The organism is Lacrimispora brassicae (genome assembly GCF_054772055.1).
The window spans coordinates 15,178-41,795 of record NZ_BRYH01000044.1; the positions used below are offsets into that span (position 1 = coordinate 15,178).

The following is a 26,618-nucleotide window of genomic DNA, read 5'->3' on the forward strand; positions in this document are numbered from 1 at the left end:
GGATTGCGAATCTCCGCTTGACTCATTATAGGAAAATCCTATGGAAAAAAGAAGAATAGGAAAGTAAAAAATGAATTATATAAGTAAGAAATACCAGCCCGTTTATTTTACTTACAAAATGTGTTTATTATTTGTCAATGATTTCCCTCATTTCTAATTTGTGATAAATTATAAATGTAAGAGGTTGGGAGTTTTACCATTATGATGACTTGGAGGCAGAGGTTTTGTGTAAACTATATGTGGAAGAAATTCCTCTGGTGGTCATTATCGGCTGCAAAGGAAATAATCATTATGAAGTAGCAGCGGTTTTCGCCTTACAGGAGCCAATGCTTTAAATAAATTTAAAAATACAGGAGGTATTTTATGGGAAGCAAATCAAACATTGTGGATTGGAAGACAATTACGGATTTTGTTGTGGATGCATTCAAGGGGTATGGGATTCCGGAAGAAGATGCGAAAATCTGTGCAGATGTATTGCTGGAGTCTGATAAGCGGGGAATTGAATCTCATGGGGTAAACCGCTTTAAGCCCATTTATCTGGACCGGATCAAAGCGGGAATCCAGAACCCGGTAACAAATTTTGAGGTAGTAAAGGAAACAAAAACCACGGCGGTTGTGGACGGCCATGACGGCATGGGTCAGGTGATCGGTGTAAAATCCATGAATATGGCTATTGAGAAAGCCAAAGAATATGGCATGGGCATGGTGGTTGCCCGCAATTCCACCCACTACGGCATTGCAGGCTACTATGCGACCATGGCTTCCCAGGCAGGCTGTATCGGAATTACAGGAACCAACGCAAGGCCTTCCATTGCTCCTACCTTTGGAGTGGAAAATATGCTGGGAACGAATCCCCTTACCTTTGGTATGCCAACGGATGAGGAATTCCCCTTTGTGCTGGACTGTGCTACTTCCATTACCCAAAGGGGCAGGATCGAATACTATTCCCGTATCGGAAAGTCCACTCCTTCCGGCATGGTAATCGGACGGGACGGGCAGCCCCAGACGGATTCAGACCAGATTCTCGTTGACTTGAATACGGGAAAAGCAGCCCTTGCACCTCTGGGCGGAATCGGTGAAGAACTGGCAGGTTACAAGGGATACGGCTATGCCACTGTGGTTGAAGTCCTTTCCGCAGCGTTGCAGCAGGGAAATTTCTTAAGAGCCTTAACAGGCATTGGGGAAAAGGGAGAAAAGGTTCCTTTCCACTTAGGCCACTTCTTCATTGCCATTGATACGGAAGCCTTTATGGGCCTGGATTCCTTTAAAAAAACATGCGGCGATATTCTCCGGGATCTTCGCGGTTCTGTCAAAGATCCTGGGGAAGACCACATTTATACGGCAGGTGAGAAGGAGTACCTGGTATGGCAGGAACGCAAAAACAGCGGAGTGCCTATTAATGATGCGGTGCAGAAAGAGATTATTAAGATCAGGGATGAACTGGGACTTAGCCAGTACCGGTTCCCATTCGAATAAGAAGTGCTGTCATTGACCGATTCCGCCGCTCCGCATTTCTTCCTGTTAAAAAGAAATGCCGGCGCAGAGGTCAGACCTGCTGTTCCTGTGTGAAGGAGTACACTTTTGTCTGGAAAAAATCAGTGACCCCAGCTTGACTGATATGCTCCCTTCAGGCAGACAAGTGAAATAATATAACTTGTCTGCCTGAAAGGGGGCATTTTCCATGTCATTGAATCTAACTTAATCCTATGGCTCTGGAATGTCTGGTTGCTCTTTTCTGTCATAATATGTTAGAATAGGTAAGAGTTTTTATTAACTGATCCTAACGATAAGAAGGCTGGAAGAATGATGTATTGTATGAGTGTAAGCCATAAAAAGGCTTCTGTGAATATCCGGGAACGATTTGCCTTTAATGAAAAAGAGAAGGTGGAATTTATAGAACGGCTCATGAAGAAGGAAGCGGTGACCGGTGTGGTTGTGCTTTGCACCTGTAACCGCAGTGAGATTTATGTTTCAGGAACAAAGCAGGCGGTTGGAGAGCTTCAGCGGGCTGCTGCTGATTTTAAAGGGATCCGTCTGGAGGAGCTGCTGAAATATTTAAATATCTACAGCGGAGAAAGTGCCATCGGGCACCTGTTTAAGGTGGCCTGTGGGTTTGATTCCATGGTTCTGGGGGAAGATGAGATTTTAGGACAGGCAAAGGAAGCCTATCAGATTTCCAGGGACCAGGGGGCAGTGGATTACGAGATGAATGTGCTGTTCCAAAGGGCGTTTGCCTGTGCCAAACGGATCAAGACGGACACCAATTTATCCAGAACGCCTCTTTCCGTAGCAACCCTTGTGGCCAATGAGGTGTTCCGCTTTGAAAAAGAGGACGGGGAAAAGAACGTCATGGTGATCGGCATGACCGGTAAAATGGGAAATACTATAACAAAGAATATTTTAAGCAAACCGGGCATTCGTGTTACCGGAACGGTCAGAAGCCATAAGTCCGACCTGATTGTAGAGGTAAAGGGGGACCGGGTGAGGGTCGTGGATTACAGGGACCGCTATCAGTACATGGATGACATGGACATCGTCATTAGTGCCACTTCAGGGCCTCATTATACATTAACCAGTGAAGAACTGTCAGAACAAGTGGCTTTTGGGAAAAAACGGCTGTTCATGGATCTGGCCGTTCCTGTGGACATGGACCCTAAGATTGAGGAAATGGAAGGACTGACCCTTTATAACATCGATTATTTTGAAACACTTTCAAAAAATAACACAGAGATAAAGCTAAAGGAACTGGACCGGGCAAACGTGATCATGGAGGAAGAGCTGGATGGGGCCATTAAGGAGGTGGTTTTCCATCCATATATCCGGAGAATGGAAGAGTTTAAGGAAGCATTTGCTGGAAAACGTCTGGATACACTTCTCTATGAGATCAGGGATCATGTTTCCAGTGAAGAACTGAAGGTGGTGCTTAAAACCCTGGATGGCTTAAAATGCTGGATTAAGGAGGGATGACCGTGGCTTATTTCCCGTTTTTTGTTGATATTGAAGGAAAAAGGTGCTTGATCGCAGGCGGAGGAGCGGTTGCCTGCCGCAAGGCCCTGGCATTAATGGATTATGGCCCGGATATTGTGGTGGTGGCTCCTCAGGTGATTCCTGAGATGGAACAGCTCATAAAGGAGAGCATGGGAAAACTCACATGGAGGTGCCGGGAATTTGAAGAATCTGACCTGGAAAATATGGATTTTGTAATAGTGGGAACCTCGGATGAAGGGTTAAACAGGATGATATCCACCTGGTGCAGGGAACGAAGGATCCCGGTCAATGTGGCGGATATGCAGGAGGAATGCAGCTTTATTTTTCCGGCCCTCATTAAGGAAGGGGATATTACGGTGGGAATTTCCACAGGAGGAAACTCTCCGGTCCTTGCCCGGTATTTAAAAAGGAAGTTTAAGGAAGTCATTCCAGAGGGACTTGGCAGCCTGGCAAAGCAGCTTGGCTCATACCGGGACATGGTAAGGGAACGGGTGGATTCCCTGGCCGTCAGAAGGTCAATTTTCAGGGCCATGACAGAGGAAGGGATCCGCCAGGGAGACTTTACCAGAGAACAGGCAGAAGAACTGATAGAAAGGAAACTGGCGGAGCATGAAAAATAAGACCATTCGCATTGGAACAAGAAGAAGCGATTTAGCCGTAGCCCAGGCAAATATCGTGGTGGAGACTCTTGCAAAGGCCGGTACCGGCTTAAGGGCAGAACTGGTGCTAAAGCAGACGGAAGGGGACCGGATCCTTGACCGGCCCCTTCTGGAATTTGGGGGAAAGGGAGTATTTGTGTCAGAGTTTGAACAGGCCCTTCTCCGGGGAGAGATTGATTTTGCGGTCCACAGTGCCAAGGATCTGCCAACAGAACTGGAAGAAGGCCTTGGAATCGTGGCAGTGCTGGAAAGAGGAGACCCCAGGGATGTTTTAGTGACGCCTGCCTCCAGTGACCTTTCGGGGAAAAGGGAAATTGTAATTGGTACTTCCAGCTTAAGAAGAAAGCTTCAGATAGAAGAAATAGGCAAGACCATGTGGCCGGAGGCTATGGTGCGGTGTGAGAATTTAAGGGGCAATGTACCCACCAGGCTTTCAAAGCTCATGGAAGGTTCTTATGACGGCATTCTATTGGCCGCCGCCGGATTAAAGAGGCTGGGGCTTTGGGAGGACAACCGGTATGATTATCATTGTTTTGACTGTGAAACCTTTATTCCGGCCGGGGGCCAGGGAATACTTGCCGTAGAAGGACGGCTGGATTCCGGGCTAGAGGCGGTGGTAAAGTCTCTTGAGGATGAGGAGGCCAGGATGTGCCTGGCTTTGGAGCGAAAGATCTTAAAGCTTTTAAATGCCGGATGCCACGAACCCATTGGCGTGTATTCCAGGCTTAAAGGCGGGGAAATGGAAATCCTTGGAATCAGCAGGAGAGGGGAAGAAACAAAACGGATCCGGCTGCAGGGAGGATTAGAAGAACTGGACAGGCTGGCTCTGCTGGCTGCCCAGAGCCTTGGGGAATGAGGAGGATGCTATGAAAGAAACAGGAGTCGTCTATCTGGTAGGGGCAGGTCCCGGAGATCCTGGGCTTATTACGGAAAAGGGGTTGTCAAGGCTGCGGACATGTGAAGCAGTGGTCTATGACTCTCTTGCTTCCCCCCGCCTTCTTGATGAGGTGCCGGACCAATGCCGGAAGATCCATGTGGGAAAGCGCGCCGGGCGCCATTCCATGAAACAGGAGGAAATCAACCGGCTTCTGGTGGAGCTGGCAAGGGAAGGCCTTTCTGTGGTAAGGCTAAAGGGCGGGGATCCTTTTGTATTTGGACGGGGAGGAGAGGAGATCATAGCTCTTTCTGAGGCAGGGATCTCCTACGAAGTGGTTCCGGGAGTCACCTCTGCTGTCGCAGCCCTTGCAAGCGCCGGGATCCCGGTGACCCACCGGGCGGTCAGCAGGAGCTTTCATGTCATGACCGGGCACACCCTTTCAGAAGAAGGAGGACTTCCGGCTGATTTTGATGCATTTGCCAGGCTTTCCGGCACATTGGTTTTTCTTATGGGACTTGGAAACCTGTCCCTCATCGTAAAGGGCCTTTTAAACCAGGGAAAACCAGAGGAAACACCTGCTGCGGTCATTCAAAACGGAACGCTTCCGGAAGAGAGAGCCGTCCGCGGGACTTTAAAGGATATTGAGGAAAAAGTGCTGGAGGCTGGAATAGAAAGTCCTGCCCTCATTGTGGTGGGAGAAGTGGCTTCTCTTGATTTTTCTTCTACATTAAAACAGCCCCTGGAGGGATGCCGGATCGGAGTGACGGGAACAGGCTCCTTTACGGTCAGGTTGAGAAAACAGTTGGAATTCCTTGGAGGAGCTTCGGAATGCATTCTGAGCCTTTTGATAGAGTCCCACCGAAAGGGAGAGAAAATGAAGGAAGCCTATGAAAAGCTGCCATCCTATACCTGGATCGTATTTACCAGTGCCAATGGAGTAAGGGAATTTTTTCAGGGGCTTTTGGAATGGGGCTATGATTTCCGGGCGGTAGGCCATGTGAAATTTGCCGCGGTAGGAAGAGGAACAGCCGATGAACTGCTGCGGTACGGCTTTTCCGCCGATTACATACCGGAAAAGTACCAGGTACATGATCTGGCAGCAGGCTTAAAAGGCTTGTTATCCGGGGAGGACAGGCTTTTGATCCCCAGATCCTTAAACGGCTCTAAGGAATTAAATGAGATTCTTGATGAAACCAGGGTCTTTTATGATGATATTGTGCTCTATGATGTGGCCCTGGCAGGCCTGGAGGCAGAAAGCAGGACAGAAGCCTTAAAGCATTTGGACTATCTGACCTTTTCAAGCGCTTCCGGTGTAAAAGCCTTTTTTAAGGAGATAAATATGGAAGTAATGGAAGCTCTGGCAGGCCTCAAAGTGGTCTGTATCGGAGACATTACAGCAAAAGCACTTATGGAGCATGGGAGGAAGGCGGATATCATTGCCGGGGTTTACAGCATCCAGGGGATAACGGAAGCCATCTGCCAGGATTGGAAAGAGGAAGTGCCTTTTGGGTATACCTCTATGCCCCCCCAATATGGGCAACAATTAAAGAAAGGAATCAGCCAAAATGAAAATAGAAGAATCCAAAGCATTATTTGAAAAATCAAGGGAGTATTTCCCGGGCGGAGTCAACAGTCCGGTCCGTGCTTTTGGTTCCGTAGGGGGAGTTCCGGTCTTTGTAAAACGGGCGTCAGGTTCCCATATTTACGATGAGGATGGAAACGAATACATTGATTATGTGAATTCCTGGGGGCCGTGCATCCTTGGACATGCCTTCGGGCCTGTGGTGGAAGCGGTGAGGGAGGCCTGTTTTGACGGCCTGTCCTTTGGAGCGCCTACCAGAAAAGAACTGGTGCTGGGGACGCTCATCAGGGAGTGTATGCCTTCCATGGAGATGATGCGTATGGTAAGCTCCGGAACGGAAGCGGTCATGAGCGCCATCCGCGCGGCAAGAGGCTATACGGGAAGGGATAAGATCATCAAATTCAAGGGCTGCTATCATGGACATTCCGACGGTCTTTTAGTAAAGGCAGGTTCCGGAGCCCTGACAGGCAGTGCACCGGACAGCGCCGGTATACCGGCCTCCTATACGGAACATACGCTTCTTGCCCAGTATAATGATGAGGCTTCCGTGAAAAAGCTGTTTTCGGAATATCCGGAAGACATCGGGGCATTGGTGGTGGAACCGGTGGCGGCCAATATGGGGCTTGTTCCCCCAAAGCCCGGTTTTTTGGAATTTTTAAGGGATATCACGGCAAAGTATGGAGCCCTTCTCATTTTTGACGAAGTCATTACCGGTTTTCGTATGGGGCTTGGAGGCGCACAAGGATATTACGGCGTTGTCCCTGACTTGACGACTTTAGGAAAGATCGCAGGAGGCGGAATGCCAATGGGAGTTTATGGAGGCAAAAGGGAGATCATGGAGGTGGTTTCTCCCCTTGGGAAGGTTTACCAGGCAGGTACCCTTTCTGGAAATCCCATTGCAACGGCGGCAGGAATCGCCACCATTAAGACCTTGATGGAACGGCCGGAAATTTACCCTTCCCTGGAAGAAAAGGCGGCCAGGCTTGTAACATCCTTAAGGGAAGCCCTTCCAGGAACCTGGGTGAATCAGGCAGGCTCTCTTTTCAGCGTATTTTTTACAAAAAATCCGGTGATGGATTATGATACTGCTTTGGCTTCTCATACGGGTAAATATGGGACATTTTTCCATTATCTTCTGGAGCATGGCATTTACACGGCTCCATCCCAGTTTGAAATCCTGTTTCTGTCTGCGGCTCATACGGATGAGGATATTGAGAAAACCTGCGGCATCATAAAGGAAGCGGCCGGAATTGTTTTTTAATGACGGTATAAGGCTTTGGAATGGCTGAAAACAGCGGTCCCAAAGTCTTTTTCTTTTTTGACCGGATAATCATAAACTTTGCCATATAGATTCTAAAAGTTACATAAATTGTATTAACATTTCCCGCAATCTATTGATAAATAATCCGATTTGGTATATTTTAATGTCATAGGAGGCTGAATGTATGGACTATTTAGTTGTGTATACAAGTAATACTGGAAATACCCAGAAGGTTGCTATGAAAATTTTTGAAACGCTTCCCGGAAAATCCAAGGATATTGTCAGCCTGGAGGAGCTTCATGGAGAGGAAGCGGATACGTATTTTGTAGGGTTCTGGAATAACCGGGGAACCTGTAAAACAGAAGTCCTTGACTTTCTTTCCGATTTACATGGCAAACGGGTGGCCCTGTTTGGAACCTGTGGGCTTTCCGGAAATAAAGAATATTATAAACAAGTAGAAAAGCAGGTGGCTGTTTTTTTGCCTGATGATAATGAATACCTTGGCTGCTTTTTGTGCGGAGGAAAGATGGCTCCCCAGATACTTGAAAAGTACAGGCAGATGCAGGCGATTCATGATACTCCCCAGATCAGGGCCTTAATATCCGCATATGAGGATGGAATGCTCCATCCCAACGAGCAGGATTTTAAGGACGCACAAGAATTCGTAAAGTCGGTTCTCAGGGAGTAACGGAAGAAAAAAAGGAGGAGTATTATGGGTTTGAAAGATGACAGTAATTTAAAGAAAAATCCGAAAAAACCATTTATTTATTATTACGTGATTGTATTATTAGTCATGATAATGTTTAATGCAATGACGGTTCCCTGGCTTCAGTCAAAAACAGTGGTGGAGGTCCCTTACAGCACGTTTCTGGAAATGGTAGACCAGGGGAAGGTACAGGCGGTAGCAAAGACGGAAACCGAGATTCAGTTTAAATCCGATACCGGTAAAAAGGATTGGGAAGGCAAGCCCGTATATGATGTGTATAAGACCGGGTTATGGTCGGATGACACCCTGACCGAAAGGCTTATTGCTCATGACGTTTCCTTTGAAAAGGCCATTGTGAAGCAGATGTCCCCCATGCTTTCCCTTTTGCTCACCTGGATCATTCCCATTCTGATCTTTGTGTTCCTGGGAAATTTTTTATCCGGGCAGATGCAAAAGAAGATGGGCGGCGGCAATGCCATGACCTTTGGAAAATCCAATCCCAAAATCTATGCAGAGTCTGAAACAGGAAAGACCTTCCGGGATGTGGCCGGACAGGAGGAGGCAAAGGAGGCTTTAAATGAGATTGTGGATTTCCTTCATAATCCTCAGAAATATACGGATATCGGAGCCTCTCTTCCAAAGGGTGCCCTGCTGGTAGGCCCTCCTGGAACCGGTAAGACATTGCTTGCAAAGGCGGTGGCAGGCGAGGCCCATGTGCCGTTTTTCTCCATATCAGGTTCGGAATTTGTGGAAATGTTTGTGGGCATGGGTGCTGCAAAGGTCAGGGACTTATTTAAACAGGCCGGTGATAAAGCGCCCTGTATCGTGTTCATCGATGAAATTGATACCATAGGAAAGAAACGTGACGGAGGCGGCTTTAGCGGAAACGACGAGAGAGAGCAGACCTTAAACCAGCTTTTGGCTGAAATGGATGGATTTGACGGAAGGAAAGGGGTTGTTATCTTGGCGGCCACCAACCGTCCGGATTCCCTTGATAAGGCGCTGTTAAGACCGGGCCGTTTTGACCGCAGGATTCCTGTGGAGCTTCCAGACTTAAACGGACGGGAGGCCATATTAAAGGTTCACGGCAAAAATGTAAAGCTGTCTGATGATGTGGATTTTCACGGAGTTGGCCTTGCCACTGCCGGATCCAGCGGCGCAGAACTTGCTAATATCATCAACGAGGCGGCCCTGCGGGCAGTGCGGATGGGCAGGAAGACTGTGACCCAGAGAGATTTAGAAGAAAGCGTTGAGGTGGTGATCGCCGGATACCAGAAAAAGGATTCTTCTGTCAGCGTCAGGGAAAGGAAGATCATTGCCTACCATGAGGTGGGACATGCTCTGGTTGCTGCCTGCCAGAATCATTCGGCACCGGTCCATAAGATCACAATTATTCCAAGAACCTCCGGCGCGTTGGGCTATACCATGCAGGTAGATGAGGAAGAGCGCTATCTTTTGACAAAGGAGGCTGCTTTAAGCAAGATCGCCACCTTTACAGGAGGAAGGGCAGCAGAAGAGCTGATATTTCAAACAGTCACCAGCGGAGCTGCCAATGACATTGAGCAGGCCACCAGGATCGCCAGGGCCATGGTAACCCGTTACGGCATGACCGATGAGTTTGACATGGTGGCACTTGAGACCGTGACCAATCAGTATCTGGGCGGAGACACCACTCTTACCTGTTCCCCTGAGACAGCGAAAAAGATCGATGACGCCGTGATCAGAATCGTAAAGGAGCAGCATCAAAAGGCCCTGAAAATTCTTAAGGACAATGAAACAAGGCTTCATGAGATCGCAGAATATCTTCTGGAACGGGAAACCATAACAGGGGAAGAGTTTATGAAGATCGCAGGATTTGATTCTGGAGGAGTCCATGAAAGTTAAAGCCAGGACCTGCCGGTTATAAAACGAGAAATTGTAAATATGTTCCAATAAAAATAGAAATGTTATTTTACATTTTGGTAAATTATGGTATAATTCCCATGAAGCTTGTAACTTACAGAGGGGGATTATGCAATGAAGGAACAGTTTTTCAGAAAATGGAGGAATCGGGATTCAGGATCCAAAGGAATGTCATGGCTGAAGGAAAAGGGGATAGGGAAACATCATCTTTCAACCAGGATCGCATGTATCGCAGGGATTATGCTGGTGGTGGTTTTTGCAGCTTTGATCGGGATTACCTCAAGAATGACAAAAAGCGCCATGAAACAGTCCGCTTTCAGGGAGTTAAAGACTCTGGCATCTGAGAATGGAAAGGTGATCCAGCAGACGCTGGACGAGGCAAGACAGGTATCGGAAAATATTACTTATTATCTAGAGAATTCTACGGCGAACAGAAAGGTCCTCCAGGGGTTGAGGATCAAATCAGGCCCATCGGCCGAGCCGCTTTATAAGAGCCAGGTTTTTGACAGTGTTACCCTGGACAGCTACGGCATGAAGATGGAGGATTACATGCTGACTACCATCAAGTCCTCTGTTCTCCACTCCCAGGATATCGCAGGGGTGGAAATCCTCTTTGAGCAGTATGCCATGAGCTCTGCAGCCAGAAGCTATGGACTGTATGCCGGCAAGGATGGAACGGTTAAGGACTGCGGTCTGTACGAGGATTATTCTTCCACGGATTATTTCGTAAAGGCCATGGAACAAAAGGCCCAGGTCATTACTCTGCCCTATGAATCAAATGGAATGATGATCATTACCATGGCAATGCCTGTGATCGTCAACGACAGGGTGCTGTGTGTGGTTGCAGTGGATGTGGGGCTGGACCGTTTCAGCCAGATAAAGACGGCAGGTTCCTCCTATCCAAGCATGCAGACCTTCATTTTAAACGAATCGGGAACCATTATTTCGGAAAGCACAGGCAGCGGGCTTGTGGGTACCAATGTTTCTGATTTCGTGAACAGCAATGCGTGCAGGGAGGGGATAAATACCGGAATCTCATCAGGTTCTGACTTTTATACCGTTGATGGGGGCAAAAAAGGGGATACATATTATTTCTTTGAGCCGATCCAGCTTAACGGTTCCAACTGGTATTCCGTCACAGCGGTGGAAGCCGGGGATATGAACCGGGAAGCAGACCGGATGTCTTCTCTGATGGCCGTTATCTGCATCATTGCCATGGTGGTTATTCTTTTTATTATAACTGTTGTCATAAAAAAGCAGTTAAAACCAATCCTTAAAATCGTGTCGGCTGCCGGGAAGATCGCGGAAGGGGATCTGGACGTTTACGTTGATGTGGAATCCAACGATGAAATCGGCCTTGTGGCAGCTTCCTTTGAACGAATGACTGTGAACTTAAAAGATGTAATCGACCGCATATCCTTTGCTTTGAAGGAGGTTGCGGACAACCATCTGGACTTTGATGCGGAACTGGGCCTCAAGGGGGATTTTTCCCAGCTTGAAACAGCGGTCAATCAGATTGTCATGAATTTAAATGCAGTGATGAATGATGTGAATCGGGCGGCTGCCCAGGTAGCGGTAAGCTCCGGACAGGTTGCAAGTGGTTCCCAGCTTCTGGCAAGCGGTGCGGAGGAGCAGGAAAGGACCGTTGAAATGCTGTCCGGTTCCATCAGTCAGGTTGCGGAAAAGGTAAAGCGTCTGGCTGATAAGGCTGGGGAAGTTTCCATGCAGGTCCAGCAGACCGGAACTGAGGTGGTAAACTGCGACATGTCCATGCAGAACCTTTCCAATGCCATGAATGAGATTCATGCTTCCTCCGGAGAGATCGGAAAGATCATCAAGGTCATTGAAGATATTGCATTCCAGACCAATATCCTGGCTTTAAATGCAGCAATCGAGGCTGCCAGGGCAGGAGAATCCGGAAGGGGATTTGCAGTGGTTGCCGGTGAAGTGCGGAATCTGGCTGCCAAAAGCTCGGAGGCAGCAAAAAATACCACGGCTTTAATCAGGGATTCCATAAATGCTGTGGAAAAAGGCAATGAGATACTGGATGAAACCGTTCTGTCCATGATGAAGGTTTTGGAGGACTCTGCCCTGGCGGTGGACTCCGTGGATTCTATTTCAGCCATAGCGGCCCAGGAAGCAAAATCCGTGGAAGAGGTGACAAAGGAACTTGGAAGGATCTCCTCCGTAGTTCAGAACAATGCCGCAGCAGCAGAAGAGAGTGCGGCTTCCAGCGAGGAATTATCCCAGCAGGCCCAGCTTTTACGTGAACTGGTGCAGAGCTTCCGTCTGAGAGAGGGATGAAAGATACATAATCAAATTCATAAAGGATCATTGGAAACAGAGTTAAGAGAAGGGGCACTTAACTCTGTTTCTTTTTCCACAGGCACACAAATAATATATAATATTCAAATAAAAGCAAAAAAATGTTTTGTATTAACAATGGAAAAATAAATATATATTCTAAATAATTGCATACAATTTGAAAATTAACAAATAATATATAAATATATTTAAAATAGTATTGACAAAAGGCGGCTTGTACGCTATAATAAAGCCATAACAAAAAGAAATACAAAGGAAAACCAAATCTAACGAAAGGAGGTACATTCCACCAGAAAGAGCAGTCTAGCTTCATTTATATAATAAATGAAGCAAAAGGAAAACCAATCTGCCGATGTTAAAAACCAATCAAATAGAACAATCATGAATAGTGATTGAGGAAAAAGATAGAATTCATGGCTAGGAAAAACTGTATGAGATTCCAAATGTGGGACAGAAGTGATTTTGGGACACAGTAAGAGAGAGCACAGTAAAGAAGAGGAAAGCAGCTCATGAATCTGGTGTATAACAACGGGGAGCGGAGAAATTAATATAGATCATGTGAAAGATGTGTTCCATGTATAAGGAAACTAACATGATATAGAAATGAGGTATCAAGACCAATGGATGAGATAATATAGAAACGGGTATCGATGGCAGGTATGTTTATAATCGGTATCCGTTTCTATCTGTGTTTTTGTCAATCCATCCCTTCCAAATCAAAGGGCGGTGTGTATTCTTCCTTTGCACTGCTTTTTTCCTGCATAAATCCCTGATCCAACCCAAGTCTGATGGCTTCATCCATCACTTTTCCATATTCGTAAGAAGTAATTCTCCGGTTGATCTCCGGAAAGTTTCCGCTTTGATAAAATGGAGTATATTGGCTCATAAGGCTGATGTAATACATTCCCTCCGGCAGCTCCTCTTTCATCCAGTGAAGAAGGCGGATGGAATCTTCTTTTGCGCCCGGAAGCACCATATGGCGTATGATGACACCTTTTTTCATAATACCCTCGTGGGAATCAAACAGGGGGGCACCTGTCTGGCTTATCATCTGTTTGATGGCCTTAGAGGCCGCATCAAAATAGCCGGGAGCCTTGCTGTAGCGGGAGGAAAGCTCAGAACTGAAATATTTTAAGTCAGGAAGCCAGATATCCACGTAGGAGGCCAGCTCTTTAACGATCTCCACCGACTCATATCCCCCGCAGTTATAGACCACCGGGATGAATAACCTGGTTTTTACAAGATCCAGGGCTTTTAAGATGGAAGGAAGATACTGGGTGGCAGTGACCAGGTTGATGTTGTGGGCGCCTTTCTCCTGAAGCCTTAAGAAGATATGGGAAAGCGCTTCACTTGTGATTTCCTTTCCGAAATTCTCCTGGCTGATGGCATGATTCTGGCAAAAGCAGCAGCCAAGGGTACAGCCGGAGAAAAATACAGTACCGCTTCCTTTGCTGCCGCTGATACAGGGCTCCTCCCAGTGGTGGAGAGCGGCACGGGCCGCCTTTATGGTATGGCCGCACCGGCAGAAGCCGGTACTTACATAGCGGTTTACCCTGCAGCTTCTGGGACAGAGGCAGCAGGATTCATAGATATGGTCAAGGTTCATGAGATCAACTCCTGTTATTTATGCTGGCAACAAGCCGGGCGAACATGCTCACATGCTCATCCGGGGCTGCTGTGATAAGGATAAGAAACTAGCAAAGCGTGTTTCTCGTCGTTGACAAAGTCACTTTTGTGCTTTAATATAGTAAACAATATACATAATAATTGCAAGACAAAGATGATATATATAAAGGAACGATTAGGATGAGTGAAACGAAAAAGCTGGCGGCTCTTCGCTATGCATTTCCCAAAACAATGCCTGTTATGGCCGGTTATCTGGTTTTAGGAGCAGCATATGGGATACTTATGAATGTCAACGGGTATGGAATCTGGTGGGCCCTGCTTATCAGTGTGTTTGTTTATGCAGGAAGCCTGCAGTATCTTGGAATCACGTTTTTTGTGGCGGCAGTGAATCCGTGGTACGCTTTTTTTATGTCCTTGATGCTCAATGCCAGGCATTTGTTTTACGGACTTTCCATGCTGGACAAATATAAGGATGCAGGAAAGCTGAAGCCTTATCTTATATTTGCCCTGACCGATGAAACCTTTTCTGTTTTGTGCAATGAGGAGGTGCCGGAAGGGCTTCCAAAATACTGGGTGTATTTTTTTGTTTCCATCCTGGATCAGATATACTGGGTGACAGGAGCTGTGATCGGAGCTTTTGCAGGGACCATGATAAGCTTTGATACAGCGGGAATGGATTTTGCCCTGACGGCTCTTTTTGTGGTGATCTTTATTGACCAGTGGAAATCAGGAAAAGGACGTCCTGCCGCCTGCATAGGCGTGGGTGCATCGGCCCTGTGTGTGGCGGTCCTTGGCCAGAGTGTTTTCATCATTCCGGCCATGATCCTCATTCTGACCGTCATTACAGCCGGATATTACGTGGAAAAGAAAAAGGAGGAACAGTCTTGAATCAGAATATAGCAGCTAACAGCTTTCTCGCAGCAGCCATGGTGCTGGCTACCATGATCACCCGCTTTCTTCCCTTCCTTTTGTTTCCGGCAGGGAAAAAGACGCCAAAATATATCCTCTATCTGGGGAGGACTCTGCCTTATGCTACCATTGGGCTTTTGGTGGTTTACTGTTTAAGAGGGCTTCAATTCCTTTCCTACCCTCACGGGCTTCCGGAGCTTATCTCCATTGGTGCCATAGCCGGGCTTCATTTATGGAAGGGAAATCCCCTGTTAAGCATTGGTGTGGGAACCGCTCTTTACATGGTGCTTATTCAGGGAGTGTTCTCCTAAAGGAAAGAAAATCAAATCAATAACCTTTTGGCAGCACGGCCTGCTCCCGGAATTCTTTGGGGGAAAGGCCGAATTCTTTTTTAAAGGCCCGGTAAAAGCTTGTATAATCGGAAAATCCATACTGGTGGTACAGCTCTCCAAAGGGGAGGCCGGAGAGGATCCCGTTTTTGCTGGCCTGCAGGCGCTTTTTTAAGATGTACTGGTGAAGGGAGATCCCCATATTGTCTTTAAACACATGGGAAATGTGATATTTGCTGGCATAAAAAAAGGATGCCAGATGGTCCAGGGACAGATTTTCCTCCAGATGGTTGTTAATATAATCACAAAGATTCAGATAAAGCACATTTTCATAAGCGGCAGGGACCTGATGAAGCATGTCGTAAGTGATCCGGTTTAACAGCAGCATAAAGGAATGAATCTGCAGCTCTGCATTCAGCTTATGGAATGCCTTATTTCCGTGAATCTCTTCCAACAGGTCCAGAAGACGGCCCTGGATATTCTGGAATGTGACAAAATCCGTGCGGAAATGGTAATGCTTGCTTTCCGACACATAGCGGAAGCTGTAAGAGAAATCTTCTGACCAGGAACACATGGTTTCATAATAGCTCCGGCTGATCCAGAGGACGATGCGCTGGTAGGTCTTTCCGGTAGAATGGAAAACGGGATGGTGTTTTACCTCAGGAGGGATCAGCAAATAATCCCCGTACTGCAACCGGTATTGGGTTCCTTCTACCTCATAGGACACATCTCCATTTAAGAAAAAATATACTTCATAGTAGGAATGGCTGTGGTCTACCACATGATCCAGGTCCAGATCCTTATAAAAAAACACTTCAAATTCTCCTGAATTCATATACTGCCGCTGGTTAAAGCCGGTAGACAGTTCTTTTCTCATTTAAAATCCCCCTTCCCTTTTCTATATGGCTTAATGGTATTATGGAAAGTAAAGAGCCTTTCGATAATCGGATGGATGGCAGTAAAAACACTGCTTTTTATTAGAAATCTGAAAAGCAATTTCTCATAAGCTATATTATAAGACATGACCGCAAGTTTTGCAATGTGAACGGCAAATAAATCCATGGTAATACATCCCCTTTTTGTATATACTGAACCCATAAGACAGGAAAAGAAACCCCTATTATTGGATTGCTAAGGAGGCATTTTATGAAATTATCATTCAGATGGTATGGAGACGATGACAAGGTAACATTACAGAACATCCGCCAGATTCCAGGCATGTATTCCATTGTAACGGCTGTTTATGATGTTCCCGTAGGAGAGGTGTGGAGCAGGGAAAGCATTGCCCACTTGAAAAAAGAGACAGAGGAGGCAGGGCTGGCTTTTGAAGTGATCGAAAGCATTCCGGTCCATGAGGATATTAAATTAGGAAAGCCCTCCAGAGACAAGTACATTGAAAATTACCGCGAGAACATCAGACGGGTTGCGGAAGCGGGAATCAAGTGTATCTGCTACAACTTCATGCCGGTGTTTGACTGGACCAGGACCCAGTTGGATCATGTATTAGAGGATGGCTCCACTTCTCTGGTTTATTATCAGGATCAGGTGGACAAGGTAAATCCTTTGGAAAGCGAAGGCGACTTAACCCTTCCGGGCTGGGATTCCAGCTACACAAGGGATGAATTAAAACAGGTGGTAAGCGAGTACAACGCAATGTCAGAGGACGATCTTTGGGATAATTTAAAGTATTTCCTGGAAGCCATCATACCTGTGGCATCAGAATGCGGCGTTTACATGGCCATTCATGAGGATGATCCCTGCTGGAGCATTTTTGGCCTTCCAAGAATCATTACCTGTGAGGAAAACTTAGACCGTTTCTTAAAGCTTGTGGATGACAAGCACAATGGAATCACTCTTTGCACCGGTTCCTTAGGCTGTTCCAATCAAAATGACGTGGTGAAGATGGCTGCCAAATATGCTGCCATGGGACGCATTCATTTTGTTCATGCAAGAAATGTGGCTATTCTGGATAACAACCAGGGTTTTGAAGAGAGGGCTCATTTGTCATCATGCGGTTCTCTGGATATGTTTGCTATTTTAAAGGCTCTTCATGACAATGGCTTTGATGGTTATATGCGTCCTGACCACGGCCGCATGATCTGGGGAGAAACAGGCCGGGCCGGTTACGGACTTTATGACCGGGCGCTTGGTGCAACCTATTTAAACGGTCTTTGGGAAGCCATTGAAAAAATGAGCAAATAGGAAAGAGGGAAAATCATATGGCATTATCATTTGGAACGGATTTAAGCGGCAAGGTAGCGGTTGTAACAGGAGCAGGCGGAGTATTATGCGGCATGTTTGCAAAAACTCTTGCGCAAGCAGGCGCAAAGGTGGCTGTCCTGGATTTAAACGAAAACGCAGCAGAGGAAATTGCGGCCTCTATTCATGAAGCAGGCTACGTGGCAAAGGCTTACAAGGCCAATGTTCTGGAACGGGCAAGCCTTGAGGAGGTCCATGCAAAGGTTCTGGCAGAACTTGGTCCCTGCGACATTCTGATCAACGGTGCAGGTGGCAATAATGCAAGAGCCAATACGGATAAGGAATATTTTGAAATGGGAGACATTGAGGCAGATACAAAATCCTTTTTTGACTTAGATCAGTCCGGCGTTGAATTTGTTTTTAACTTAAATTTCCTTGGAACCCTGCTTCCATGCCAGATCTTTGCAAAGGACATGATCGGCAGAGAGGGCTGCAGCATTTTGAATATTTCTTCTATGAATGCCTTTTCCCCTCTTACAAAGATCCCGGCATACAGCGGTGCAAAAGCTGCCATCAGCAACTTCACCCAGTGGCTGGCCGTTCATTTTTCCAAGGTGGGTATCCGGGTAAATGCAATAGCACCTGGCTTTTTTGTAACCAAGCAGAATGAGAAGCTTCTGTTTAATGAAGATGGAACTCCTACACCAAGAACCAACAAGATCCTGTCTGCAACTCCCATGGGACGTTTTGGAGAAGCCGATGAATTAAACGGCGCCCTGTTATTTTTCTTAAATAATGAGGCTGCAGGTTTTATCACCGGCGTGGTGCTGCCCATAGACGGAGGATTCTCCGCTTATTCCGGAGTATAATGAGCGCAAGAGAGCGAAGATGAGCTTGCTCATCGGCGCGAACGGTGAATGTTGATCATGAACGCTTGCGTTCGTGATATAATGAGCGCAAGAGAGCGAAGATGAGCCTGCCCATTGGCGCGAACGGTGAATGTTGATCATGAACGCTTGCGTTCGTGATCTAATAAGACCATAAAGAAATAATACTTAGAATATCAGCCTTTTCCTCAGGTTTTTGGCCGGCAGCGGCCAGGCCGGGAAGGGCTGATTTTCTTTTGTCCATGGATTGACAAAAAAGGAAAAAAGACATCATACTAATTTGTAATTTCTTTTTAGAGAAAATTCGACAAATATCTCTTCCATTTTCTGGATGCGTTGACAAATGGTTACAAAATATTGTATAATGGAAAAAATCATAAAGAAAGTGTTATGGTTTACATTTACCAAAGATGAGGAGCATAAGTCAATGAAGACATCGGGGGAAAAAAAACGAAACCTGAAAGCGTTACTGACGGCGAAAAAAGTGAAGCTGGAGAAAAAGGGAAATAAAAGTGCATTCCTGAAATCACTGAAGATGAAGATGCTGGCATTCATTATCGCAATTATTTTGGGACTGGCTGTAACCAATATGGCAATCAGTATTTCAGTCAGCTACAAAGGAATTACAGATGTTGTGAAAAACGATCTGGAATCAACGGGCAAGCTTGTGAACAGCCTGGTAGTGCAAAATTTGAATCAGATGAAGCTGAGTATTGAGGCCAGCTCCCAGGGTGGAAGCTTAAAATCCATAAATTCCAGGGTCGTATCGGAATACCTTTCCAACCAGTGTAAGCTTTATGGATATAAAGACCTCCAAGTGATCAACAAGGATGGCACCATTACCCGCAGTGCAAGCGGAGAGAATATCGGAGAGAAATACCCGGCCGCAGATTACTTAACAAGAGCCATGAATGGGGAAACCACCATATCCACCACGGAATATGACAGCAATAATGAGCTGGTGATCCGGGTTGCAGCCCCTTATGAATACGGAGTTCTTCTTGGAACTTATGACGGCGCTGTTTTAAGCAGTCTGATCAGTGACTTACGGATCGGAGAGAGCGGCAATGCCTTTATCATTGACAATGCGGGAACCATGATTGCCAGTATAACACCGGAGCTGGTTCATGAACGCCAGAACTTTATTGAGTCTGCAAAGACTGATAAATCCTACGATTCCGCCGGCCGCATGTTTCAGACCATGTTGAAGGGACAATCGGGAATCAGCAGGTATGAATACATGGGATTAGACCGTTTTTGTTATTATAGCCCGGTAACAGGCAGTGACGGCTGGGCTCTGGGAGTGGTAGCGTCAGTGAAGGAAACCACCTCTTCCATCTATTTGGTAGTTTTTGCCATGAGTGCCTTTGCTCTTGTATCAATCGTTCTGGGCAGTATTCTGGCATTTTGGTTTGCAGGATCCATTGCAGGACCTGTATCAGCCATTGCAGCAAGAATGAAGCTCTTTACGGAGGGAGATTTGTCAAGCGAGGTTCCGGTTGTTAAGCGGAGAGATGAGATCGGCCAGCTTGCCGATGAGATCACCAGTTCCGTACATAGCGTGAAATCCTATATCACTGAGATTGCCGCCGTATTAGGAAATATCGCATCAGGGGATTTCAGCCAGTCTGTAGGGATGGAGTTCCAGGGAGATTTTAAGGTGATCCAGGATTCCATTGACAGGACAGAAGATTTGCTTTCAAAGACTATGGAAACCATCAGCATTTCTTCAGATGAAGTGGCAAAGGGAAGCACCCAGGTATCCCAGGGAGCGCAGAACTTAAGCCAGGGCTCTGTAGAACAGGCAGCTTCTGTGGAAGAATTATCTTCTTCAGTAAATGAGATAGCAGGCGGTCTTATAAGCACTGCAAAGGCAGTAGAAGACGTGAATAAGCAGGCAGGACGGGTCGGGCAGGCCATGGAGAGCGGAAATGCCCAAATGCACGAAATGATGCAGTCCATGGATCAGATCAGCAAAAAGTCCAAGGAAATTGAAAAAGTCAATAAGCTTATTGAAGACATTGCGTTCCAGACCAATATTCTTGCATTGAATGCTGCTGTGGAAGCAGCCAGGGCAGGTGAGGCCGGGAAAGGTTTCGCAGTCGTTGCAGATGAGGTCCGCAATCTTGCAGGCAAGAGCGCCAATGCGGCAAAGGATACCTCCAGCCTGGTTGCAGACACCATTACAGCCGTTAATAAGGGAACCGGTATTGCAGCGTCTACAGGGGAGACTTTGAACGGAGTTCTTTCCGAGACCAAGAGCATGGTTTCCGCCATCCGCAGGTCCGCAGAGGAATTGAAGGAGCAAAGCGATAAGGTCACCCAGGTAACCTTTGGAATCGAGCAGATTTCTTCCGTAGTCCAGAACAACTCCGCTACCGCAGAGCAAAGCGCTGCAGCCAGCGAGGAACTTTCCGGACAGGCGGAGAGCTTGCGGGAATTGATGAGTAAATTCCGGCTTCGTTAAGATAAGAATAGAGGATAAGAAGGCCCCCGAAATATTTATGGGCTGTCAAGTAAAATATCTAAGAACAAGGTATCATTCGGCGTGGATGATACCTTGTTTTATTGTAAGGCAGTCTTTTAATAAATCACCTGCTATGCAGGTGTGACCACAGTCGCTTTAGCTTCAAGCAAAAGACCTCCAGTGATTTTAATAAGAAATTTTCTCTAATCCTTTGGATAAGGGGGTTGGGTTTCCGGCTTCAGTTGGAAACTCTTGATTTACCGGTGTTACAAGGCCGGTTCTTAGAACCGGTTGATACAAACTTAATTGTCCTGAATCATGCTTATTTGGACAATGAACCGGATTTTCGCATTGGGGATACGGTCACCATAAAAACGAATGGGAAAAATATAGATTGGGTCATTAAGGGTATTGTAAAGGAAGTGGGCGCAAGTGCGAAAGCCTATGTAAACGCCGGCCTTGATGTAATGATAAGCAGCAGTTTCAGCGACACAAGGGATGTTTTCCTCAATCACCTTGCGCTTATCGCCGGGTTTCTCATTGCTGCGTCCGTTCTGGTTATTATGGTTGGTGTGATGGGGCTGGTATCCACCACGACCATGAATGTGATGGAGCGTATACGGGAAATCGGTATCATGCGTTCCTATGGGGCAGTTTCAAAGGATATTTTACACATTGTCATTTTTGATGGGATTTTTATTGGCGCAATAAGCTGGATAATATCTCTTATCCTCTCTGTTCCGTTAAGCTGCGCGGTGGGTGATCTATTCGGCAGGATTTTCCTGCAAACGCCGCTGGACAACGTACTTAATCTGCCTGGATATGGTCTATGGTTTCTTATTATAGTGGTTACTACCGTATTAGTTGGCTTTGGAGTAACCTTAAAGGTACTGGAAATGCCCGTCAATGAAGTGTTGAGTTATGAATAAACAGGGAGGATAGAAAATGAAAAATAACAAAGACAGTGAGTACAAAAAATTCAAAAAGGTGATGATAGTCATTGGCATTGCCGCCGCACTTGCCGTACTGCATGGAATTATCTTTTGGCTGTTTCCACTCATCAAAGAAATCCACGGATTTTAAGTTAGGAGCGAGAATATGAAAAAGCGGCTGGATTTGTACGGGGGTATTTTGCGCCCTATAAGGTGAACCATAAAATGAAACAGTATTTATCCTATATGGTTTAGAAGTCTTCTCGTAAAGACAATAATCCATATAAAGCATGATAATGCGCAGGGGGTATAAGAAAGTAACTACCGAATACCAAAAGACAAGATGGACGGCCAATAGACGGATATTGTATAATTGGAAAAACTACAAGTTAATACTTGCACCTAAATTGACGGGTATTCACAAATTAAATTTGCTATTATCTTCTTGAAAGGAGGTCATGGAAGTGGATTCATTTGCTCAACTGAACAAGGCTATGCAATATATTGAGGAAAATCTCGTGGGCGAAATTGATGATAAAGAGTTGTCCCGAATTGCTTGTTGCTCCGAGTATCACTTTAGGCGAATGTTCTCTTTTCTCGCGGGAATGCCTTTAAGTGAATATATTCGCCGCAGACGGTTAGCTTTCGCTGTAACAATCTTAAAAAACAGCGGGGAAAAAATTATAGACCTTGCATTGCGGATGGGATATAACTCGCCGGACGCTTTTGCTAAAGCATTTCAAAACATGCATGGCGTATCGCCGTCGCAAGCGCGAAAAAGTAATGTTACCTTGAAAGCATTTCCGCCAATGACCTTTCGCCTGACAATTCAAGGAGGGAACGAAATGAATTATCGAATTGTAGAAAAAGAAGCCTTTTTTATCACAGGGATAAAGAAGCGCATACCCCTGATTTACGAGGGGAAAAACCCGCATATGGATTCCATGTGGGCAAGTTTGACAATGGATGATTTTGCAGAACTCAAGCAACTGTCCAATGTGGAGCCAACAGGGATTCTATGTGTATCGGTGAACTTTGCAAAGGGGCGTTTTTTGGCCGAAGGAGATTATCTCGACCAATATATTGGCGTTGCCACCACAAAGGCTGTGCCGGAGCGATGGGAAACACTATCTGTTGATGCATGTACTTGGGCGGTATTCACAGTAGTAGGGGAATTTCCTAAAACCTTGCAGGATACATGGGCAAGAATTTTTGCTGAATGGTTTCCTACGTCTGGTTATGAGTCAACAGGGGGACCGGAAATACTCTGGAATGAAAGCCCCGACACATCAAAGCCCGATTATAAAAGTGAACTTTGGATTCCAATAATTAAAAGCAAGATACCAAATGGAAGTGATTAGGACAACTCACCATGACTTTATTAAAACTCGGCTGCCGAAGCCATAAAGAAAAAAACACAAACAGGCAGAATGATTTTCTGTGTCTAATTGCAGAACAAATAACCAATGACCGGAGCAAACAGAAATGTTTTGCTCCGGTTTCAGAACTTATTCAATACTATTTCACCAAGAACAGCCTTTGGAATGCCTTCTTATTTTTGGCTTTCCCTTTCTCAGCCCTTATCTGCGTTCTTGCTCTTTGCATGGGGCATAAAGGGATAAAGGTCTTCATATGATTCCAGCTCAGCCTCTGATTGGGGAGCTGAGGGAATAAGCCCTGTACAGTCCGTGGTAGAACAGGCCTGGATGTCAATGTCATAATTATTCTTGGAGGTGGTTGATTCGGCCTTCTTCTTTTTATTTTCTTTATTTTCTGATTTCATTTCATATTCTCCTTCCGGCAGTTTTTTTGGAATCTCTTCTTTATAGTTTGAGGAGAAACAGCGTAATTATTCGCTGCCTGCAGGATCTCTTTTTTTCGCGTTATAAGCGTTATTGGAAATCGTTATACAGAATGGGGATATCATCGTCCATGGGTGAATGAATGGTTACAGGGGAATTGGAAATGAGGGTTGCTTTTTTACAGATGAAAAACAGACGCCAGGATCAGTAACAGGCTGTTCCTGTATCTGGAACAGCCTGTTAAAGATTAAATGTTTTTCCATAAAGGGGGGATATTTTCTGACGCAGAAAAATGCCGAGTATGATATGATTTTGATTTGCCCGACAGAGAACATCAACTTACGCCAAACAAAATATTCTGTATTTTTTAATGGCCAGTCCTGCATCCTGGATATCCGGGATATTCTTTATCTGGAATCCTATTACCGGAAGACCAGCGTGGTGGAAGGCAGCGGCCGGATGCGGATCCGGGCAAGGCTTGATGAAGAGGAAGAAAAGCTGCCGAAAGACCGATTCGTCAGAATCAACCGGCATAACATTATCAATATGCAGTATGTGAGGAGCGTAAAGGGAGAGGCAGTGGAAATGCAAAACGGGGAGATTTTGTATGTAAACGGCGGGAGAAGAAAGAAATTTGAAAAAAGGTACATGGAATTTTTAAAAGAGAATCGTATGTCATTGTAGAAATGTTTCAAAAAACGCAATAATTCGATTAAAACATGCAGACCAGCTTGTTTTGGTCAGGCGCTCATGGTATTGTTATCCCTATCCCAAGAGATAAAATTCTGTTTCAAAGGTCGGCGGGTCACATCTGATCACATTCTTCATATTCTGTAAAATCAGGACAGGCAGCGAAAATTCAGCCGATTTCGCTGCCTGTTTTCTCATTAATTGAGAATCTTTATGGAAAGGCCGTAGGTTTTTGCATTTCCAGGATTTAAGGACTGCACATGGTTCTTATGAATGAATTCGTCATCTTCCGAAGCATAGATCCCGGAACCATTCCAGGGCTCCACACAGACAAAGGGCGCTTCTCCGGGATAAGGCGTCCAGAAGGCCACGGTTTCAAAGCCTGGGAAGGAAACCTCCACGCCCCGGCCGGTATTTCTGTTTACAATAGAAACTGCTCTGGACTGAAGGTCGTCAAAATAGACGGCGTCATCCTTAAATAATTCACGGTTGAGAGGAAGAATGCGGCTTTCTTTCAGCCGGCTGATCCTGTTTTCCGGATTAAATTCCAGACGTTTGCAGTCGTATACCATGCTGGAAGCGGTTTCTTCTTTCTCAAACACCAGATCATAATCCTCAAATACGGCCTGATCTTCCATGGGGCAGTTAAAGCCCGGATGAGCGCCCAGACAGTAGGATATGGTCCGGTCATTAGTATTAGTCACCCGGTATTCCATGAACAGGCTTCCGTCTGTGAGGGTATAGGCAAGGCTTAGGCGGAAGGAGTAGGGATATATCTTCTTTGTTTCAGAATTATCCCGGATTTCAAAGGTCACGGAGGTTTCTGTCTGCTCTGTGACGGCAAAATCCATTTCCCGGCAAAAGCCATGCTTGGGGATTTCCCATACCTGGCCTTCCAGGCGGGTCTGGTTATTCCGGCAGTTTCCTACGATTGGGAAAAGAAGGGGAGAGCATTTGCTCCAATACTCAGGATCTCTCTGCCATATGTATTCTGTGCCGGCAGAATCTTTGAATGATATGAGCTGGGCACCGATGGAATCGATGACAGCCGTTGTTTTGGAATCGTGAAGTGTAACCAGCATTTTCGTTTACCTCGTTTCTTTGTTCGGTTGTTTTTGTTCTTTGAATGGTCCTTCCAGGCAGTTCCTTGAAGTGGTCAGGCTTGCTTTATGGTAAGTATACTAAATAAAAAAGGAAAATTCCATGGGTTTGGTAAAAATTTCAGCAATTCCCGCCTGATGGTGAAATTATTATCAGGACAAAGACAAAGGCTCAAAGAAAAAAGGAGGCTGGCAACTGAAACGTTTAATATTTTCTTCTGTCCTATTGACAATTACATGAAAATCTGAGTTAATTAAAACAAAAGGTTCTGGAGGCAGTCAATGGCAACCATAAAGGAATTGGCAAAATGCTGCGGTGTATCAGTGGCCACAGTATCAAATATATTAAACAACAAACCTGGTGCAAGTGAAAAAACGAGAAAAATGGTTTTAGAAATGGCTGAAAAGCTGGATTATACCCCCAATATAGTTGCAAAGAACTTAAAGCTGCAAAAGACCAGAAGCATTGGGGTCATTGCGGAGGATATGACCATATTCAGCATCCCCGATATTATAGACGGCATTACGGACTATTGCCAGGAGCTGGATTACCAGATACTTTTGACAAATCTAAGGCTGTTTAAAAAATACGATGACGCCTATTATAACCGGGATGATTATTATGGGCTGGTGGGGCTTGAGATAAAAAAGCTGATGGAAAAACAGGTGGAAGGGATCATATATGTGGCTGCCCATGAGCGGGTCATCCGCTGCATTCCCGATACGCTGCCGATACCTGCCGTAATGGCCTACGGATACTCCAAAAGCATGAAGGTACCTTCTGTTGTGGTGGATGATGTCCATGGCGCTGCTGAAATCATGCAGCATTTAATGGAACATGGTCATAAAAGAGTCGGAGTAATAACAGGAAAGCCGGACAGCCTTCATGCACAGGCCAGACTGGTGGGGTATCAGCAGGCCCTTTTTCAAAATATGATATTATACGATCCAAGCCTTGTGATAGAAGGGGACTGGACCAGGGAATCCGGTTACCGGTGTGCCGGCCTGCTCCTGGAAAAGGGAGTGACAGCCATCTTCTGCATGAATGATTTAATGGCAGGAGGAGTGTATGACCGCCTGGAGGAGCTGGGCATGAACGTGGGCGCTGACTTATCGGTGGCAGGATACGATGACCGGGAATTATCAGGGTATTACCGACCCCCTCTTACCACAATAAGACTTCCTCTTCATGATATCGGACACAAAGCCAGTGAGCTGATCATTGGCCTTATAGGCGGGCAGAAGTTGGAGACCGGCTCTGAAAATGTCTGTTCCGTAGGATGCAAGCTGCTGATCCGTAAATCAATAAAGAGCATTGTATAGAAACAGTTCACTGATTTAATTACAAAAAGGAACGTTTTACATGGGATCAACTGT

23 protein-coding genes are annotated in these 26,618 nt (G+C 45.9%); 19 read left to right on the plus strand and 4 right to left on the minus strand.

Annotated features, from left to right (window positions below; genetic code table 11):
- The first annotated feature begins 363 nt into the window (after positions 1–363).
- The 9 genes from ACYVD3_RS19780 (at position 364) to ACYVD3_RS19820 (ending at position 12,279) form a co-directional block, all read left to right on the plus strand.
- The gene (locus tag ACYVD3_RS19780) at positions 364–1,476 is read left to right on the plus strand and encodes an Ldh family oxidoreductase (RefSeq protein WP_460644209.1); all 1,113 of its coding nucleotides are present in this window, start codon (positions 364–366) and stop codon (positions 1,474–1,476) included.
- A gap of 327 nt (positions 1,477–1,803) precedes the next feature.
- On the plus strand, positions 1,804–2,967 hold the full coding sequence (gene hemA, locus ACYVD3_RS19785) for a glutamyl-tRNA reductase (protein WP_460644210.1): 1,164 nt from the start codon (positions 1,804–1,806) through the stop codon (positions 2,965–2,967).
- The gene (locus ACYVD3_RS19790; RefSeq protein ID WP_460644211.1) at positions 2,964–3,608 is read left to right on the plus strand and encodes a precorrin-2 dehydrogenase/sirohydrochlorin ferrochelatase family protein; all 645 of its coding nucleotides are present in this window, start codon (positions 2,964–2,966) and stop codon (positions 3,606–3,608) included. The genes hemA and ACYVD3_RS19790 overlap by 4 nt, the downstream gene beginning before the upstream one ends.
- Entirely contained in the window at positions 3,598–4,503 is a 906-nt protein-coding gene (hemC, locus tag ACYVD3_RS19795; RefSeq protein WP_460644212.1) for a hydroxymethylbilane synthase, read from the plus strand. The genes ACYVD3_RS19790 and hemC overlap by 11 nt, the downstream gene beginning before the upstream one ends.
- A 10-nt stretch (positions 4,504–4,513) precedes the next feature.
- A complete protein-coding gene (cobA, locus tag ACYVD3_RS19800; RefSeq protein ID WP_460644213.1) occupies positions 4,514–6,121 on the plus strand; it encodes a uroporphyrinogen-III C-methyltransferase in 1,608 nt (535 codons plus the stop codon).
- On the plus strand, positions 6,090–7,367 hold the full coding sequence (gene hemL, locus ACYVD3_RS19805; protein WP_460644214.1) for a glutamate-1-semialdehyde 2,1-aminomutase: 1,278 nt from the start codon (positions 6,090–6,092) through the stop codon (positions 7,365–7,367). The genes cobA and hemL overlap by 32 nt, the downstream gene beginning before the upstream one ends.
- A gap of 184 nt (positions 7,368–7,551) precedes the next feature.
- Entirely contained in the window at positions 7,552–8,055 is a 504-nt protein-coding gene (gene bilS / locus ACYVD3_RS19810) for a flavodoxin family protein BilS (RefSeq protein WP_460644215.1), read from the plus strand.
- 24 nt (positions 8,056–8,079) lie between these two features.
- A complete protein-coding gene (gene ftsH, locus ACYVD3_RS19815) occupies positions 8,080–9,957 on the plus strand; it encodes an ATP-dependent zinc metalloprotease FtsH (RefSeq protein ID WP_460644216.1) in 1,878 nt (625 codons plus the stop codon).
- 132 nt (positions 9,958–10,089) lie between these two features.
- Positions 10,090–12,279 (plus strand): methyl-accepting chemotaxis protein, encoded by a 2,190-nt coding sequence (locus ACYVD3_RS19820; RefSeq protein WP_460644217.1) that lies wholly within the window; start codon positions 10,090–10,092, stop codon positions 12,277–12,279.
- A 718-nt stretch (positions 12,280–12,997) separates the two neighbouring features.
- Here ACYVD3_RS19820 and ACYVD3_RS19825 read toward each other — a convergent pair.
- Positions 12,998–13,906, minus strand: coding sequence for a radical SAM protein (locus tag ACYVD3_RS19825; RefSeq protein ID WP_460644218.1), 909 nt, complete (start codon positions 13,904–13,906; stop codon positions 12,998–13,000).
- A gap of 200 nt (positions 13,907–14,106) precedes the next feature.
- On the opposite strand from ACYVD3_RS19825, the gene ACYVD3_RS19830 reads away from it, so the two are divergent.
- Complete coding sequence (locus tag ACYVD3_RS19830; RefSeq protein WP_460644219.1) at positions 14,107–14,814, plus strand: AzlC family ABC transporter permease; 708 nt, start codon at positions 14,107–14,109, stop codon at positions 14,812–14,814.
- Between the two features lie 38 nt (positions 14,815–14,852).
- Entirely contained in the window at positions 14,853–15,146 is a 294-nt protein-coding gene (locus tag ACYVD3_RS19835) for a branched-chain amino acid transporter permease (protein ID WP_460644359.1), read from the plus strand.
- A gap of 16 nt (positions 15,147–15,162) precedes the next feature.
- On the opposite strand, the gene ACYVD3_RS19840 is transcribed toward ACYVD3_RS19835, so the two are convergent.
- Positions 15,163–16,041: a helix-turn-helix transcriptional regulator gene (locus ACYVD3_RS19840; protein ID WP_460644220.1), complete on the minus strand. Its 879-nt coding sequence runs from the start codon at positions 16,039–16,041 to the stop codon at positions 15,163–15,165.
- Positions 16,042–16,310: 269 nt separating this feature from the next.
- Here ACYVD3_RS19840 and uxuA point away from each other — a divergent pair, with 269 nt between their 5' ends.
- The 6 genes from uxuA to ACYVD3_RS19870 all read left to right on the plus strand — a co-directional run bounded on the left by uxuA (position 16,311) and on the right by ACYVD3_RS19870 (position 23,010).
- Entirely contained in the window at positions 16,311–17,366 is a 1,056-nt protein-coding gene (gene uxuA / locus ACYVD3_RS19845; protein WP_460644221.1) for a mannonate dehydratase, read from the plus strand.
- 17 nt (positions 17,367–17,383) lie between these two features.
- Positions 17,384–18,232 carry an SDR family oxidoreductase gene (locus ACYVD3_RS19850; protein ID WP_460644222.1) on the plus strand — a complete coding sequence of 283 codons (849 nt, stop codon included), beginning with the start codon at positions 17,384–17,386 and terminating at the stop codon, positions 18,230–18,232.
- 445 nt (positions 18,233–18,677) lie between these two features.
- A complete protein-coding gene (locus ACYVD3_RS19855; RefSeq protein WP_460644223.1) occupies positions 18,678–20,717 on the plus strand; it encodes a methyl-accepting chemotaxis protein in 2,040 nt (679 codons plus the stop codon).
- Positions 20,718–20,941: 224 nt separating this feature from the next.
- The gene (locus tag ACYVD3_RS19860; RefSeq protein ID WP_460644224.1) at positions 20,942–21,646 is read left to right on the plus strand and encodes an ABC transporter permease; all 705 of its coding nucleotides are present in this window, start codon (positions 20,942–20,944) and stop codon (positions 21,644–21,646) included.
- Positions 21,647–21,662: 16 nt separating this feature from the next.
- Positions 21,663–21,800, plus strand: a complete 138-nt coding sequence (locus ACYVD3_RS19865; protein WP_460644225.1) for a hypothetical protein — start codon at positions 21,663–21,665, stop codon at positions 21,798–21,800.
- 307 nt (positions 21,801–22,107) lie between these two features.
- The gene (locus tag ACYVD3_RS19870) at positions 22,108–23,010 is read left to right on the plus strand and encodes an AraC family transcriptional regulator (protein WP_460644226.1); all 903 of its coding nucleotides are present in this window, start codon (positions 22,108–22,110) and stop codon (positions 23,008–23,010) included.
- Positions 23,011–23,222: 212 nt separating this feature from the next.
- Here ACYVD3_RS19870 and ACYVD3_RS19875 read toward each other — a convergent pair whose 3' ends face one another.
- A complete protein-coding gene (locus ACYVD3_RS19875) occupies positions 23,223–23,432 on the minus strand; it encodes a hypothetical protein (RefSeq protein WP_460644227.1) in 210 nt (69 codons plus the stop codon).
- 157 nt (positions 23,433–23,589) lie between these two features.
- Here ACYVD3_RS19875 and ACYVD3_RS19880 point away from each other — a divergent pair, with 157 nt between their 5' ends.
- Entirely contained in the window at positions 23,590–24,135 is a 546-nt protein-coding gene (locus ACYVD3_RS19880; protein ID WP_460644228.1) for a LytR/AlgR family response regulator transcription factor, read from the plus strand.
- A gap of 203 nt (positions 24,136–24,338) precedes the next feature.
- Here ACYVD3_RS19880 and ACYVD3_RS19885 read toward each other — a convergent pair whose 3' ends face one another.
- Positions 24,339–25,223, minus strand: a complete 885-nt coding sequence (locus ACYVD3_RS19885; RefSeq protein ID WP_460644229.1) for an aldose 1-epimerase family protein — start codon at positions 25,221–25,223, stop codon at positions 24,339–24,341.
- Positions 25,224–25,523: 300 nt separating this feature from the next.
- Here ACYVD3_RS19885 and ACYVD3_RS19890 point away from each other — a divergent pair, with 300 nt between their 5' ends.
- The gene (locus tag ACYVD3_RS19890; protein ID WP_460644230.1) at positions 25,524–26,564 is read left to right on the plus strand and encodes a LacI family DNA-binding transcriptional regulator; all 1,041 of its coding nucleotides are present in this window, start codon (positions 25,524–25,526) and stop codon (positions 26,562–26,564) included.
- Positions 26,565–26,618 lie beyond the last annotated feature (54 nt).